10 protein-coding genes are annotated in these 16,717 nt (G+C 40.5%); 1 reads left to right on the plus strand and 9 read right to left on the minus strand.

Annotation, left to right across the window (positions count from 1 at the left end):
• Window positions 1-31: 31 nt before the first annotated feature.
• The 9 genes from CA265_11265 to CA265_11305 form a co-directional block, all read right to left on the minus strand.
• Window positions 32-2,983, minus strand: a complete 2,952-nt coding sequence (locus tag CA265_11265; GenBank protein ID ARS40199.1) for a silent information regulator protein Sir2 — start codon at window positions 2,981-2,983, stop codon at window positions 32-34.
• A gap of 172 nt (window positions 2,984-3,155) precedes the next feature.
• Complete coding sequence (locus CA265_11270) at window positions 3,156-4,601, minus strand: alpha-L-fucosidase (protein ARS40200.1); 1,446 nt, start codon at window positions 4,599-4,601, stop codon at window positions 3,156-3,158.
• Between the two features lie 422 nt (window positions 4,602-5,023).
• Window positions 5,024-5,398, minus strand: coding sequence for a hypothetical protein (locus CA265_11275; protein ARS40201.1), 375 nt, complete (start codon window positions 5,396-5,398; stop codon window positions 5,024-5,026).
• A 27-nt stretch (window positions 5,399-5,425) separates the two neighbouring features.
• Entirely contained in the window at window positions 5,426-6,877 is a 1,452-nt protein-coding gene (locus CA265_11280) for an alpha-L-fucosidase (GenBank protein ID ARS40202.1), read from the minus strand.
• Between the two features lie 17 nt (window positions 6,878-6,894).
• Entirely contained in the window at window positions 6,895-8,790 is a 1,896-nt protein-coding gene (locus CA265_11285; protein ARS40203.1) for a RagB/SusD family nutrient uptake outer membrane protein, read from the minus strand.
• Between the two features lie 10 nt (window positions 8,791-8,800).
• Window positions 8,801-11,950, minus strand: a complete 3,150-nt coding sequence (locus CA265_11290; protein ID ARS40204.1) for a SusC/RagA family protein — start codon at window positions 11,948-11,950, stop codon at window positions 8,801-8,803.
• A gap of 33 nt (window positions 11,951-11,983) precedes the next feature.
• On the minus strand, window positions 11,984-12,904 hold the full coding sequence (locus tag CA265_11295; GenBank protein ID ARS40205.1) for a hypothetical protein: 921 nt from the start codon (window positions 12,902-12,904) through the stop codon (window positions 11,984-11,986).
• A gap of 11 nt (window positions 12,905-12,915) precedes the next feature.
• Window positions 12,916-13,638, minus strand: coding sequence for a Tat (twin-arginine translocation) pathway signal sequence containing protein (locus tag CA265_11300; GenBank protein ID ARS40206.1), 723 nt, complete (start codon window positions 13,636-13,638; stop codon window positions 12,916-12,918).
• A 513-nt stretch (window positions 13,639-14,151) separates the two neighbouring features.
• Entirely contained in the window at window positions 14,152-15,093 is a 942-nt protein-coding gene (locus CA265_11305) for a sugar kinase (GenBank protein ARS42965.1), read from the minus strand.
• A 350-nt stretch (window positions 15,094-15,443) separates the two neighbouring features.
• Between CA265_11305 and CA265_11310 the strand changes: the two genes are divergently transcribed.
• Window positions 15,444-16,649 carry a glucuronyl hydrolase gene (locus CA265_11310; protein ARS40207.1) on the plus strand — a complete coding sequence of 402 codons (1,206 nt, stop codon included), beginning with the start codon at window positions 15,444-15,446 and terminating at the stop codon, window positions 16,647-16,649.
• The last annotated feature ends 68 nt before the right edge of the window (window positions 16,650-16,717 follow it).

The raw sequence follows: 16,717 nt of genomic DNA on the forward strand, positions 1-16,717 counted from the left end.
GCTGCATTAAATCAAACTTCTCCGTAAGATGTTATTTATCAATTTCTATACTTATCGGTGCTCCGTTATATAATTCGGCCTGATAATTATAAAAAGCTTCATCTCTTTTATCAGCAAGTTCAGCTACAATTTTACTTCCGTTTCCTTCGTTGGTAACCGTTACAAACTCCCCTTTGCGTGGATAAATACCGCCGTAAGAAAAATCGTATTTACCTGCTTTTAGCTGTTGTGAAGTATGAAATATCAACTGCTGTTTATCAATAGTCGGAGCCGGATTGCTCACCGTCAGTTTCCATTTGGCGCCTTGATCTTTCAGGATCATTAAAGCAGGCGACTCGGCTTTTACGGTTAAAGTACCAAGGGTAATGCTTGCGGGTTTAAAAAAGGCCAGCTCCCAGGTTTTTTCACTTGCCACGTATACGCCATGCGCATCGTTATCTTTTTTATAAACAATGTCTTTGGTGTACTTTTCTAATACAGCGCTCATTTCATCGGCAGTAACATTGGGCACTAAACAATAGAAATAGCCTTTGCTAGCATCTGGATTTAAGCCATGGTTAATGGATATGATAAAATTGGGTACTTTACTGGCTATGCTTGGGTCGGTAATATTGATGGCTGTACCTGTTTTAATGTTTAACTGTTCTTTTCCTTCAGGGAAAATGATATAGCCCTTATCTCCGCTGTGCAGCCACATTGGACCGTTGATATCATATTTCAGATTAACCACTTCGCCAGGCTGGATGACCTCTTTATTCCCATCACGAAAAATGGTTAAGGGATTGATTAATGAAGATTGATCTACTGTGGTTACAATATCTTTTTGCTGACCCGGGCGCAATCTTTTAATGTTATTGCCTAAGGCAATGATTTTATCGCCCACAAAATAATAGCTTTTAAAAGCAGTAGCCGAACTGTACTTTTCGCCGGTTAAATGATGATAGATCCCAACACCTTCTTTTCCATCTGCTGTAACTCCTGCCACCTCATTAATGCCGGGCAAAGAAGCCTGGGCATGTCCACCCGGAATGGCATCAGTGCGCCATTCTTCGGTTAAACCTGGTAAGGCGTGCCAATCCATATTGGCCAAAACTTTTTCTGAATATTCGTCACCCTTTATTTTTAAAGGTAAAATCCCATAACCTGCATACCAGGCCTTACGCACTTTTCCAAAATCTTCGGCACCTACGGTGCGTTTCGATTTCAATTTTAGCGACACATAAAAAGGCTTTTCGGCCTCGCCACGGCGATGTATTAAAAACTCATTTACCCAATAAGCATCGGTTCCAGAATATTCGTGTGTATTGCTTTTAATTTTATTGTAAATATCATCCAGTGCAGGTTGGTTACTGATTTTTGTATTTTCACTTTCAGCTGTTTTCAAATCTTCAATGGCTTCGAGGTAAGTTTGGGTAACGAATTTTTTCAAATCTTCTCCGTAAGATCTTCCGCTAATTAAAAAATCGAACCTGTTTTTATAAATTATTTTAGGGTATACCCTTTCCAATCGATCTGCCGGAAACTGATAAGCGCTATTAGGTAATTTAAAATCGGTGTTTTTAAACTGGTTAAAACCTACAAAAGCATCGGTTAACCATTCGAAACCATAGGCAACCATCGCTGCATCAGTCGCATTGGCAATATGATGTGATACCGTACCATCGGGCTGAAAACCTGATTGAATATATTGGTGGGCCGGCACCTTATACTTTGTCATCCAATGGGCTACATCAGCGACCACACCATTCGGACTCCACCCCGGCGAGAAGCTCATTCCCTTAAAAGGTTGATCTTTATAATAATCGCTATACCAGTATTGCACGTAGGTCATTGGGCGGTTATAATCTGCCCACATAATGGGCAATGCCAGCATCATCCGGCTACGGTGGCCCAGGTTGGCATCGGCCCAGGCGCCTGATGACCGTAAAGTATCGGTAATTTTCCCCCAACGCTCCGTTGGGTCGTTTACCGCCCTTCTGTTTGCTACTTCTGCCATGGCAGTTTGGTAAAAACGTACCAAATCGTAATATACACGCTCAGCTTGCTTATCGCCCTGCTTCATTTCGGCCATTATTTTAGGCATTAAATGCACTACCGGGGCAATCAGGGCATCAGAAATTACCCATTGGTGGGTTACTACCTGTTCTTCAAGAAGGTTGTGCAGTTTTAAGTTCGAAAATCCATCACCCGTGCAATTTCCTATTGGTTTTCCATCAATAATTACATCTTTTCCTTCTACCGGCACCGCTTCGGTATAGGCCATCAGGGCAAGATAAATTGCTTTTTTTAACTTTTCCCGATCAGCAGGATTTCCTTCAGGACCATATTTCTTTGAGGTAGCGTAGGCATAGCCCAAACCTCCAATATTGTTGGAAACCGCTTCCCAATCGTATTCTATGCTTTTGCCTACAGGTTTATAAACTGCAGGATTTTTATGGTAAAAGCCATATTGGGTAAATTCGCCCTTAGTGGCTTCTAAATTTTCAATTGTTTTTTCTACCTCGGCATCTGTTGGTTTTTTTCGCCCGAACATTCTTCCGTTTGCCGTAGTTATCGTTTTATCTTTATAACGGTTAAACAAGGTTTGCCATAAGGTTTCTTTAACCACTTTTACCGTCACCGGAAAAGAATTAAGCTGTTTAGCACCGTCTTTTAAAACCACAGTCAGCTGCTGGTTGCCCAAAAACTTTCCATCGAGGTTTTGTTTGGTGCTAAGTATGCCCATAATTCTTCCGGCTGGATCGAAGCGCGTGCTGATAGCGAACAGATTATCTTTTTGGCTGCTAATGGCGAACTGATAACTTTTTGGAATGGGATTGCTGAGCACATCTTTGTTTCGCTCTAAATGGATGCGTCCGATGACTTCTGTATTTTTCGGACTGTTTACCTCAATATCGAAATAATTGGCAAATACTTTTTCCTGTGCAAAAGCCTGATTAATGAACAATATTGCCAAAACTGCAAGTGTGGTTATCTTTTTCATCTAATGTTTTTAATTTTTCTTTTAATTTTTTGAGTGCCCCCCAGGCGTTGCAAGGGATTGAGTTGTACACTTATTTCCTTGTTTCGTAGCACTTAGCCAAACGGATACTGTCTGGTCATGGTTTTAACAGGCTACCTGCCTCACAAATGAACTATTGAACCAATGAACTAACTCAATCTATCGAACCTGTTTTCATTTTACCGGCCGGCGTAAATTTCTTCTGAGCAAATCCATCTAGTTTTACCGCAATAACACTGGCTATTTTATCGGGTGCATTTTTAGGCAAACCATTAATCTCCAGGCTGCCGTCTTCGCTTTGCGTTAATGTTAATTTAGCAAAATCGCCTAAAAGCTGCACCGTTAAAGCCTTTTTGGTTAATCCAGCCAGTTTAAGTTTGCCATTATCTGGCCAGTTAAATACCGATAAGTAAAGTGTAGTACCTTTTTTATCGTCTTTAGCGGTAATGCGGCCCCAATCTACATCGGCTACCGGGTTAGCATGGCTACCATAAACAGCAACACCATATTTTTTAGTCCATTCGCCCATTTCTTTTAAACGGTCTACACTCTCTTGCGGAAAAGTACCATCGGGCTTTGGACCAATGTTTAATAAAAAGTTACCACCTTTTGAGGCAATATCTATCAACTGATGCAACAATACCGCTGTGCTCTTCCATTTATGGTCGTCGGTTCTGTATCCCCAGGTATCATTCATCGTCATATTAGTTTCCCAATCTTTTCCGTCAAGTTCTGCAAGGGATGGAATTTTCTTTTCAGGAGTTTTATAATCGCCATATTGGGGCTTTCTGATCAACCTGTCATTGGTTATCACATCTGGATTATATTGTTTAACCATTTTCATCATCTGTTCGGCCTGTTCTGGTTTCATTAAATTTGGTGTATCCCAAAAAATTACTGATATCGTACCATAATTCGTCATCAGCTCCTTCATCTGTGGGAAAGAAACTTCGTTAAAATATTCGTCGAAGGTTTTGGTTTGTTGCGCTGGATCCCAGCTACCTCTATGTGCTTTAACATAGGCGTCAATTCTGGCGCTATCAGGATTTGCCCAGCCTTGTTTCATAGGCCGAGGTCCGGTTGCCCCGCCAGGATTAACCCAATCCTGATCCTGTGAATAATAAATACCAAAACGCAAACCTTGCTTTTTACAGGCATCGGCCAGTGGTTTAATCATATCTTTACCATAGGCCGAGTGTTCTACAATATTCCATTTGCTGGCTTTTGTTTTGAACAATGCAAAACCATCATGGTGTTTGGCTGTTATCACGATGTATTTCATTCCGGCATTTTTGGCCATCCGTACCCATTCATTCGCATCGAATTTTTTAGGATTGAAATATTTAGCGGTATCCTTATATTCTTGTACCGGCACTTTCATGCGATTCATCAGCCATTCACCATTATTTACTTTTTGTGGGTGTCCCTGATAGAAACCACCAAACTGGGCGTATACGCCGAAGTGGATGAACATTCCGAAACGGGCATCACGCCACCACTCCATTTTGGTATCTTGTGGGATGGCTTTGGTGTCGCTTTGTGCAAAAATGGTTTGGGTAGCGATGAATAAGATAAAGAGGATCAGGGATGATTTTTTCATTACAATTTGTTTATTGCTATTGGTTAGTTTGATAAACGAATATAGCTGCTTATTGCCGGGAGCAGTTTTAATGATGTTTTAAATGCTTTTAATTTTGATGAAATACCCCGTTATATAACCAATTGAGGGCAATTTTGGAAGTAATGGGATGTTTTTTTTCATCACAGATAAGCAAAATGTTTAGTTACAGGCTCAGGATATTATTTTTGACACGGAAACACAGAAACACGTCAGGCAAACTTAATTAATGCCTGGCCTGATTTTATAATTCGGTTTTTCTGTGAGTGAAATTCATGATTTTTCCCATTAACTGATTAAACAAAAAATGCAGGAAAAATAAAATCCCTGCATTAAATACAATTAACTTATCGTAGCTTATTAATTCTAAATATGTTATTGTGGGTTGTCTCGGTGTTAAAATTTTATTGCTTTGCAGCCGCTTTTTTAGCTTCAGCTTCAGCTTTTTCCTTTGCTTTTGCTTCTTTGTAAGTTTTAAATTGTTCTGGCGTAAGAATAGCCGCAACCTTAGCTTCGTAATCCTTATACCATTGTTTCATGCTTGCTTTTTGTTCATCCGTTGCATTTTCGCCCAATGCTTTCATTTCGCCTCTGCGTGTCTGGCGATCGAGCTCCAGTGCTGCTAATTTAGGCTTTTGGTCTTCTGTTATTTTAACTATTGCATCTAATTTAGCCACTTCAGCTGCTACAACTTTATCATATTTACCGGGTGCAGTTTGTGCATAGCTTGCCGTAAATCCAATTACCACAAAAATTAATGTGTAAAATAGTTTCTTCATTTTTTAGTTTTTTATTCTGTTTATTAATCAATTAATTATAGCAAAAGCTAAAGCCTGTGTTTTTTTACCTGATAAATCTTTAGGCAGCGATACCACAACTTCTTCGCCCTCCATTTTCCAGTCTACATTTTTACTGCTTGAAAGCAATCTGATTTGTCCACCTTTTGCGGGCGCATTGCCTTTCCATTTTAGCGTGGCCGGAATTGTCTCTCCTTCTTTAATGCAGCAGATTGCATATTTCGTTTTGTTATCTTTTGAGCGGGTAAACCAGGTTAGTCCATCATGATAGTTACCGGTAATTCGGGTCGCGTAAATGGCTTCGCCATTGGCTTTCATCCAGGCGCCCACTTCTTTCAAGGGCGCCTCCACTTCTTTCGGAAATTCGCCTTCGGGCGTTGGGCCCCAGCTTAACAGCAAGTTGCCCCCTTTGGCTACAATTTCGGCCAAGGTATGGATGACCCAGGCAGAAGATTTTACTTGTTCTTCAGCAGATTTACGGTAACTCCAGCTTTTGGTTAAAGTTACGCAGGTTTCCCAGGGCGTATTCATCTGTTCTTTGGGGATCTGTTGTTCCGGGGTGCGGTAATTTTCGTAAGGACCATGTACCGTTCTGTCTACCACTAATATGCCGGGTTGTTTTTCTCTAGCCATTTTGGCAATGCGCGGCATATCCACCTCCTGGTTAAAGTTAGGATAGTTTGACCTGCCTCTTTCGTTCAGGCCCCATTCTTTACGTTCCAGTTCACTTTTTAATGCCGGACGGATCCAGCCGCCATCGAGCCACAAAACATCTACCTTGCCATAATTGCCTAAAATCTCGCCAATCTGGTTATAGGTAAAATCCTTAAATCTTTTCCACCTATCGGGATATTTGGTTAAATCATAATTGATATTACGTGTTGGCGTAGGAAAACGATCCCACCAGAAATCCTGTGAGTGCCAGTCTGGCTTAGAAAAATAGGCACCAATCATCATCCCCTCTTTGCGGTAAGCATCAAAAATATATTTCAGTACATCTGCTTTCGGATTGCCTTTGAAAGGACCATTAGTGATTTTATAATCGCTTTGTTTGGTATCGAACATGCTGAAACCATCGTGATGTTTAGTTGTAAAAACCACATATTTTATTCCGGCATTTTTAGAGCTCTCGGCCCATTTCTCAGGATTAAATTTGGTCGGATTAAAATCCTTAGCCAGGCCCCAGTACCATTTTTTATAATCTTCGTAGTTTAAAGTGGTATCGCGTTTAGGCCATGGTTCACCACATATTACCCAGGATTCGGGTATACCGGCCTGCGTATATACCCCCCAGTGTAACATCACTCCAAATTTCTGATCCTGCCATTTCTCCAGCTTGGCTTTCACCAATGGATCGCTCGGGTATTCATATTCTTTAGAAGGATCGTAAATGTCTTCTTGCTGGGCAATGGCTAAAGCAGGTGTTAGGGCAAGTAATAATAATACAAGTTTTTTAAACATTTTTTTTCTATAATTAACTAGTAACCAGGATTTTGCTTGATATTTTTATTCACATCAATTTCACTTAATGGAATAGGAAATAACTCATGTTTTCCGGTTATAAAATTTGCAGGGGCAGGATAATTGTAATTAGACCTGATGGCTTTTACTTTTGTATTGGTATCATCAATGGATTGTTTTAAAGCATTCCAACGGATTAAATCAGCTCTTCTTAAACCTTCGTAACTTAACTCCCAGGCACGTTCCTGCTGCACAGCTTTAAAAAAGGCATCTTTGCTTAAACCCGACTGCAGATCGGCATTGGTGCTTGTAGGTTTAGGCAATAATGTAGCTACAGCGGTGGCTCCACTGCCTTTTCCATCGGTAGGTACGATGCTCACCGTAGGTACAGAGGTATAGCCTGTTCCGGCATTCATCATGGCAATGGTTGCTACGCCTTTTGTTGCATTAACGCTAACAGCTCCAACGGCAGCATCGCTCCCGCCACCACCGGTAATTTGAAATTTTATAGATGAGAAAGTTGTGTAGCCAGTGCCCGGTGCGGTTAGGCTTACTGAAATTCCACTTCCAGGTACGTCAATCCCATAAGCACGTCTTCTTACCTGGTTAATGGCTTCATAAGCAAGTGTATTTGGACCGTTGTTTAATTCATTTTCTACTTCTGCACGCATTAATAATAAATCAGCATAACGCATCACTACGTAATTAATCCGTGTTCCCCCTCTTTCAATTAATTCTTGCTTTTGGTATTCCCTGCTCCATTTAGCAGCCCTCCATGATTCATCTGCTCTTGCTAAAGTCTGTGGTTGTTTATTTCCCAAGGCATCGATGGTGTAGTTGGCGATAGAAAAATCCCTTCTGGCATCGCCGGTAGCAAAGCTATCGTAAAAAGGCCTAACCGCCAGGGTCCTGCCATTTGTGGAAAAATAAACACCCAAAGCAGTAACCGGAGTTCCGTATATTACACCTAAGGCATTACCTGAGGTGGTGTTATTGTCTGAATTAAAAAAAGCGATCTGAAAAATATTTTCTGTCGGTTCTAAAACACCCTGACACTGGTTTTTGAAAACCTGCGAGTAGCTGGGATTTAGCTTGTATTGGTTTTGTGCAATCACATCATCAATCTGCTGCTTGGCTAGAGTATAATATTCCCTGTAATTTGCCGGGCGCTCCATTTGTTTGCTGGTACGGCTTAGCGAATAACCACCGGCATAGAGGGCTACCCTGGCTAACATTGCTTTTGCAGCCCATTTGTTAATGCGCTCATCGGTCGGTAATGCAGTGGGTAAAGCATCTGCCGCCTCCTGCATTTCTTTAAGGATGAATTTATAAATTTCGTAACGATCGGTAACTGGCAGTTTAAAATCATCACCTGTTTGTGAAGGTGTGGTTTTAAAAGGCACGTCGCCCCAATAGTGTACCAGTTCTGAATAGTAGAATGCCCTCAAAAATTTGGCTTCAGCCATATTTCTATTTAAAGCATCTTTTTGGGCCTGTGTACCACTACTGTAAATCCCCATTTGTGGGATGCGGGCTAATACCACATTTGCCCGGTCAATACCTTTGTAAAAGGCCGTCCATGTATCCAGAAAGGCTGCGCGTTCCGGTGTACCGTTATAGTGTGGAATTACCCGATAATCATCGGCTAAATTAGATCCTTCGGTTTGGCCTATATCGGTATCGTTATCATAAACCAAAGGGATGTTGAAGCCATAGGTACTGCGATCAGACATGATATCGTACACACCCAAAGTTGCTGAATAGGCCTCTGTTTCGTTTGAAAAGAAATTATCAGAAGTAAAGAATGAATAAGGTTCTGTTTCTACCGCCTTTTTACACGAAACAATTGCGGTGGCCCCAAAAATTAAGCCTGCCAATAATATTTTATTGTTAAATTTCATATTGCTTTTCATCTCTCTTGATTTAAAATGATAGATTAAGACCTGCCAGGAATGATTTTGCTCTTGGATAAGCACTGGCATCGATGCCTGGAGTTAAAGGATTGTTTACGACACTCACTTCAGGATCATAACCTTTATATTTTGTAAATACATATAAGTTATAAGCAGTAAAATAAACACGCGCATTGGCAATTTTTACTGCACTTAACCATTTTTTAGGAAAAGTATAACCCAGGCTAACATTATTGATCCGCAGGAAAGAACCATCTTCAATAATTTCATCATACAAACGGGAGCTACCTCCACCATTGTAAGATGGTATTGTTTTACCCTGGTTTAGCGCAGCGAGTTCTACCGGACTGGTAACCCTTGCTCCCGAAGTGTTGATGGTGGTCCAGCGATCGGCAAATGAGGCAAAAGTGTTTACGTAATCTAAAGTCAGATCAGAATTGGTTAATCTATTGGCATTATATACTTTATTGCCTAGAGAGAAGTTTACGAATACACTCAAATCGAAGCCTTTATAGCTAAAGTTGTTTCCCAAACCACCTGAAAATTTAGGCTTGGCGTTTCCTAAGGGCACCCTGTCGAAGTTGTTGATGATACCATCAGGCACACCATCGGGTCCGCTAATATCTTTAAACTTAATAAAGCCAGGCTGCACGGTAACAGCATCTCTAACCACGCCTGGTTTTAAAGTATAAGCATTGGTTGTTGGATTATAGTTAAAATCGCTTACCTGATATAAACCTTCTTTTACATAACCATACATTACACCCACCGGGCTACCTACCTGCAAAATATAATCGCTGGCAATATTACCATCGGCCAACCTGCTCGTTTCACCATCGCTTAAGCTTAATACTTTTGTGTTGGTAAAAGCTACGTTTAAGTTGGTTGTCCAGTTAAAATTGGTTGTTCTGATGTTTGTGCTGTTCAAGGTCATTTCAAGTCCTCGGCTCGATGTGGTACCTATGTTCTGAAACTGGGTATTAAAACCTGAACTGGCTGGTATACGCGTATTAAACAACAAATCTTTAGAGCGGTTATCATAATATTCGGTGGTTAAGGTGATGCGTTGTTTTAATAAACCAATATCCAAACCAATGTTTAATGCTTTTAACGATTCCCATTTTAATGAAGGATTAGCCAGGTTTTCCTGAAAAGATGCAGATATCAACTGATCGTTTAACGGGTAAACCCCGGCATTATAAATACCTAATGCGGCATAGTTTGCAATACGGTTATTACCTGCAACACCATAACTTAAACGCAGCTTTAAATCAGAGAATATATGCTGTTGTTTCATAAATTTCTCTTCTATAGCACGCCAGCTTACGGCAGCCGATGGGAAGTATCCCCAGGTATTGTTGGCACCAAATTTCGAAGAACCATCAGCACGCAGGGTTGCGGTTAATAAATACTTTCCTTTGTAAGAATAGTTGGCCCTGCTGAAGAACGACAATAGTTTGCTATCTTCTGCTGCTGTAACCGGGAAGGACGTTACCGTACCCAGTTGAAGTTTATCCCAACCTAAATTAATTGAAGGAAAGTTTGTTGAAGCGGTCAGTAAACTTTGATTGTAATTGTAGATATATTCCTGACCCACAGAAACATCGAGTTTATGGTCTTTGTTAAATACGTTGGCGTATGTTAATGTGTTATTGTAATTAAACTGCTGCGCAGTAGAATAACCCACCCCACCAGTAGCTCCGCCCGAACGTTGTGCAAATAATGATCTGGCATCGTTAAAAATCCTGGCTGAGTTATTATTATCGGTAAAGTTTACCAAACCGCGATAAGTAAAGTGTTTATCAAAAAAGTATGACGCTGTTGCATTCATGTTCAACGATTTTAACCTTGATTCACGGTGCTGAGTCTCCAGCGTAACGATCGGGCTTTGATAAAGCACAGAACTAGGATTCGGATCTAAAGGATCTATATCCAAATCGATTAGCGAAAAATCATCATTACCAATACCCACAACCGGTCTGTAGCGCAAAATGGTATTCAGCAGACTTAATCTCCCCTCGCCCGTACCTAAGCCGGTTATTTTCTGGTTGGCATAATTGACAATAGCACTTAAATTAAATTTTTGACTTACGTTGTGTGAAAGACTCACTTTAGCGATATCTTTTGCCGATGCGGTGTTGAGCAAAATCCCATTGTCATCATTGCGCGAGTAAAATACATTAAAGCGGGTTTCTCTGCCCCCACCGTTAATACTGATCTTATGCGCCTGGTTAACAACGGCATCGCCAAACGATTCTTTTTGCCAATCTACCCCTGGCCTGTTGCCATAGCGGATCTGCAGCGAATCGAAGCTGCCATAGTTTTTCAGAAATGAGGCTAAACGTGCCGGATCGGTTGCGCTCACTTCATAACGCAGCAAAGTATATTGCAAAGGATTCATCATCGGTAAAAAGGTAGTCACCTTTTTTACACCTACGTAACCATCATAGTTGATGGATACTTTACCTTCCTTTATTTTTTTGGTGGTAACCAATACGACGCCGTTAGCACCACGGGCTCCGTAAATAGAGGTTGCCGATACATCTTTCAGTACGTCTACAGATTCGATATCCATCGGATCTAAAAAAGACAATCCATCTGTTTGCGGCACACCGTCTACTACATATAAAGGCTCGTTGCTTTGAGTAATCGAAGTTCCACCCCTGATTACAATTGATGGTGCTGCTCCCGGTGTACCATCAGCCATTGATACCTGAACACCTGCTAAACGGCCTTGTAGTGCCTGTCCAACATTCTGTACCGGAACCTTGGCCAGTTCTTCACCTTTTATAGATGATATTGCACCCGTTAAATCTTTACGGGCTACGGTTTGTCCATAACCGGTAACCACAACTTCGTTCAGGTTATTGGCATCATCGATCAGTTTTGCGTTGATGGTTGTTCTTCCGTTAACCCCCTGCTCTGAAGTTTTTGTACCTAAATAAGAGAATACCAAACGGGCGTTTGATTTTACCTTAATGGTGTATCCGCCATCGTTACCGGTTATGGTGGTATTGGTGGTACCTTTTTCGTTTACAGTTGCACCAGGTAAAGGCTGGTTTGTCTCATCTTTCACTATCCCTTTTACGGTAATAACCTCTTGTGCAAAAAGAAAGTTATAACTGGTAAGCAATAGGAATAAAATTATAATTCGTTTCATGTGATTTCCCTTGTCGGTGAATTAATGGTTTAATTAGATTAGCTGAAACCCGGTTTTAATAAACAGGTTAGCGGCCGTTTTAACTGTTGCAGTTAACAGGTATTCATCAAAAGCTTCTGAAGCAGATCCTGCCGTTAAATCTACATTTCCGGCGATACCCAGCAGCTCTATTCCTGCCTGAGCGGTTTTGGTTTCCCTGTTGAGCAATCCGGCATCAATATCATATACCGGATTTAGTGCACCAATCATCGAATCGTTTCCGGTAATCGGGAGTAAATCGCTTCCATCGGCATCGTTTCTTCTGATACTTACCCATGGACGTAAATATTTGAGTGTGGCAATCTGTAGTTTATTGACCATCTGGCGCAATTGGGCTGAATGACGAGCTTCTACGGTTTGTATCCGGGCGGCAGTGGCCAAAGCTGGTGTTCCCATTAATGTAATCAGTTGTCCTTTATAAGCACGTTCACTTAAATCTTCCAGCACCACAGCGGTTCTTAAAAATGTACCATAATTGGTAGCCACATTCGCATTCACTTTGGTATAATCGAAACTGGTATAAGGCATTAAGGGCCTTGGCGTACCACCCAGATCGGTAACGGCTTTGGTGATTACATTAATATGTGCCTGCTCCTGGTCGCGTAAGGTGGTAATAATGGGCTTATCGGCCACCAGTATTAAAGTTGGTGTAGCGGTTAATGCATTATTATAAAACTGAAACTGCATATAACCTAAAACCAAAACCAGGTTTAGCGAATCTATTGTAGCCGCATTTGTAGTCGTTTGGCTATACGCTTTTTGAAACATGCTGCCAAATGTTAAAGGTAAAGCGGCTAAGGAAACTTTCTTGCCCACGTTTAAAAGGTGCTGCAATGCCTTACGCCTTGGACTCAATTCATTATAAACCTCGCCCTCTACTTTTTCTATTTCCTCAATGATATTTAAAATATTCATACTGTTTTGGTTTATAGATTGATTACATTCAATTTTGTTTTGATATATTTTGATGCTTGTTCCAGCACTTTACCTGGCGCGAGGGTAACATCGAGTGCGTTAGCGGCATCGGCACCTAAAGGAGCCAGTTCGGTAAGATCGGCAAAGCTTAGGGCACTTACCTGGCTACGTACATAGGCTGCATGGCGTGCTTCTACGGTTGCGATCTGACTTAAAATAATCAGGTTATAATCGTTTTTACATTTCACTACCGCATCGTTATAAGCGGCAACCCCCAAATCTTCGAATGTTTTGGCTGCATTGAATACGGCTGTAGCATCGGCAAAATCGATAGATGAAAAATCAAATTCAAGTACACCCAAGCCAGCTGCACCTAAAAATTTCTTAAAAAATTCGCGGTGGGCAATTTCATGGAGCCTGATATCATTGAACAACATTTTTTGCGGAGCGGTAAAAGTTGCCGGAAAACTTGCTGCAGCCTTGATGTAAAACGCAGCCTCTAATTGTTCTAAAGCATAAATATAATTAAGCAAACCTGCATCATCTTTAAAATCGATTGTATTATCGGTATTGTTATAAGGAGTAGATGCAGGTGTTTCTTCCTTTTTACAACCGATTAATCCCATTGTTAAAGCCGCTGATGCCCCTGCAAATTGCAAAAACTGCCTTCGCTGCATGTTGCTGATCGAAAAAGAATCTTTTTCAGCTATCGCTTCAGAATTATTTTTAGTCATTTTGTTAGTTGGTTTATAAAGTTCAGTATTGCAATCGGTATCCGGTTCGGTTATTAACTGTATACCTTATCTGTATTATTTGGTTAAATGTTTTAAACCTTTTCAGGTTTGCTTAGTCTGTAAGCCTGTTAGGAAAATGATATGTGGAGATTATTTTCCACAGGTCGGTTGCCATTCATCTTACTGTAACGAATTTAGCATTAGGGATAGAAAAAGAGTTTCAAATTTGTTTAAAATACTATCAAATTTGGCTAAACATGCCTTAAATGACTTATTTCGGCCTTCCCTGGGGTTATTTGGAGCAGAAATGTTGACAAAACAGCTGAGATAAATGGTAAAAAATTTAACCGATTTATATTTTCCTGTAAGCGATATCCTACATTATTCGACAGAAAAAAAAGGATATTCTAAATTTTAGAATATCCTCTCTGTTTAAATTCAATAATTTTTATTCTGACCGATTCCCAGAAAAGGATACAGATTTAGCTGAACTCCTGTTATTTTTCTGAAGAATTATTTTACGACATAATCAAATGCCTTAAATTTTTGAAAAACATTTGCTGCACAACCAAGCAACCCTGCCTTGTTGCCCAACCTGGCCGCAACCACCAGCTCATTACCAGGTGCAATAGGTACCGCTAAAGTTTTTATTCTTCTTTCTATCTCCCGAACATAAAAAGCGCCCGACTCGCTTATGCCTCCACCAATTACAATTTTTTGTGGACTAAACACATTTACAAAACTAATAATGCCCGTAGCCAGATAATCGAAATGTGATTCCATCGCTTCAACGGCATATTCTTCTCTGGCGAGGTATTTTTCTACCATATATTTACCATCAATCTCTTCTGGTGGATTAGGATGAATAGACTGGTAATGGTTAAGCAGGGCCGTTACCGATGCATAAGCCTCTAAACAACCACGACCTCCGCAAGCGCAGGCAAGTCCGTTATGTTGTACAACAATATGTCCCAGTTCTGTACCTCTATTTCTAAATCCGCCGTAAAGTTTATTATCAATCATCACTGCGCCACCTATCCCTGTGCCCACGGTAAGAAAAACCACATCACTACAATCTTTGGCTGCGCCGTAAGTCATTTCTCCAAGGCCCATTAAATTGGCATCATTATCCATTACAATATTATAACGGGTTACTTCCTGCAGGATTTCGCCTAAAGCCAATTGTTTAAACCCAGGTAAATTATCGGCACCGGCAATAATCTTGTTGTTGTAAATAATTCCCGGAAAACCTATACCTACCCCAAGAATGGGGTTTTTAAATTTTTTAGCACAGGTATGGATCGCCTCTACAATCAGCGCAATAATGGCACCTTGTGTTTTCGCATTTTTTAGCGATACAATAATGGAATATAAAATTTCGCCATTTTGGTTTACTACCCCACATTTGAGTGAAGACCCACCAACATCAATTCCGATAGCATACGATTGTTCCATGTTGAAATTATTTAAAGTAATCATATACCGAACCTAGTTTAAATCTTTTTTGCATTGCTTTAATGGATATGTTTTTGTCGTTTCAATTTAGCATTTAAATATAGGCTAAAAATAGAATTCATGATAAGCCTATACATTAAATTTCAGATCAAAATCTTTAAAAATTGATTAATCCATTAAGAAATAGGTTAACAAACAGCCTTAATTACAAATACAAGGTGTATAGCCCTAAAAAATTTGTGCCTTAACCAATTTCAAAATATTTATGATAATAATCAAAAGTGATTCTGTTTGCGCTGTCTTAATTTCACTTCACAAAACAATTATAATTAAGACCAAATTTCTACACTATGAAAAAAGCTTTTTGCTTGGTAGTGGTAGCCGCCACACTGGTATTAAACTGCTGTGCTGCTCCTGTACAAAATGATCCTCCCTTAAATTGGTTAAAGAAAACCACTGACGTGATTGCATTTCAGTTAAATAAAGCTGCACAAACCTATAAACCTGGCAAAAACCCACGCTCCGTTAATCCGAACGGAACCATCAGGATTGCTGGCATTACCGATTGGACCACAGGCTTTTTTCCGGGAAGCCTATGGTATGGTTATGAGCTTACAGGCGATAAAAACCTGGCCCAGGAAGCCAAAAAATTTACGCTCGCACTAGATTCTATACGCCACATCACCAATACCCACGATGTGGGTTTTATGCTTTACTGCTCTTATGGTAATGCTTTCCGCATCACCGGAGATAAAACCTATTTACCCGCACTACAGGACGGTGCCAAACATCTTGCGGCACGTTTTAACCCAAAAGTAGGTGTAATCCGATCATGGGATTTTTCGTGGTGGCATTATCCGGTCATTATCGACAATATGATGAACCTCGAATATTTATACTGGGCGGCAACCGAATTTAAAAATCCGGCTTACGCCAATATTGCCAGTACCCATGCGACCACTACGATGAAAAATCATTTCAGAAAAGATTTCAGTTCATACCATGTGGTAGATTATGATGCTGCAACCGGAAAGGTCCTGGCCAAAAGAACGCATCAGGGGGTAACTGACGAATCGGCCTGGGCCCGTGGCCAGGGATGGGGACTTTATGGTTATACCATGTGTTATAAGAACACTAAAAATCCTGCTTTTTTAGCGCAGGCAGAAAATATTGCCAAATTCATCATGAACCACCCACGTATGCCAAAAGATAAAATACCGGTGTGGGATTTTGACGTGCATAACGCAACCGGTGTCGAAGAGCCTGCGCCGAGAGATGCCTCAGCAGCGGCTGTTATTGCCTCAGGCTTACTGGATCTGAGCACTCAGGTAAAAGATGGTAAGAAATATTTTGATTATGCTGAAGAAATTTTAAAATCACTTTCTTCTGATGAATACCTGGCCAAACCGGGCGAAAACGGTCTGTTTATCCTCAAACACAGTGTAGGTGCCTTTTTATACAATTCAGAGATTGATACACCTTTAGATTATGCTGATTACTATTATCTGGAAGCATTAAAAAGATATACCGAAATAGCGGCAAAGGCTAAATACTGAATGTAAAATCCTCCAAGTTTTAAAAACTAAAAATTCAACCAAATATTTTAAAAAACCAAACTTAAAAC

It is taken from the genome of Sphingobacteriaceae bacterium GW460-11-11-14-LB5, from assembly GCA_002151545.1.
GTDB lineage: Bacteria > Bacteroidota > Bacteroidia > Sphingobacteriales > Sphingobacteriaceae > Pedobacter.

Coding starts and splice junctions, on each gene's coding strand:
- CA265_11275 (ARS40201.1), bottom strand. CDS start 5,398: ATGAAGAAACTATTTTACACATTAATTTTTGTGGTAATTGGATTTACG.
- CA265_11285 (ARS40203.1), bottom strand. CDS start 8,790: ATGAAAAGCAATATGAAATTTAACAATAAAATATTATTGGCAGGCTTA.
- CA265_11310 (ARS40207.1), top strand. CDS start 15,444: ATGAAAAAAGCTTTTTGCTTGGTAGTGGTAGCCGCCACACTGGTATTA.
- CA265_11270 (ARS40200.1), bottom strand. CDS start 4,601: ATGAAAAAATCATCCCTGATCCTCTTTATCTTATTCATCGCTACCCAA.
- CA265_11305 (ARS42965.1), bottom strand. CDS start 15,093: ATGGAACAATCGTATGCTATCGGAATTGATGTTGGTGGGTCTTCACTC.
- CA265_11265 (ARS40199.1), bottom strand. CDS start 2,983: ATGAAAAAGATAACCACACTTGCAGTTTTGGCAATATTGTTCATTAAT.
- CA265_11300 (ARS40206.1), bottom strand. CDS start 13,638: ATGACTAAAAATAATTCTGAAGCGATAGCTGAAAAAGATTCTTTTTCG.
- CA265_11280 (ARS40202.1), bottom strand. CDS start 6,877: ATGTTTAAAAAACTTGTATTATTATTACTTGCCCTAACACCTGCTTTA.
- CA265_11295 (ARS40205.1), bottom strand. CDS start 12,904: ATGAATATTTTAAATATCATTGAGGAAATAGAAAAAGTAGAGGGCGAG.
- CA265_11290 (ARS40204.1), bottom strand. CDS start 11,950: ATGAAACGAATTATAATTTTATTCCTATTGCTTACCAGTTATAACTTT.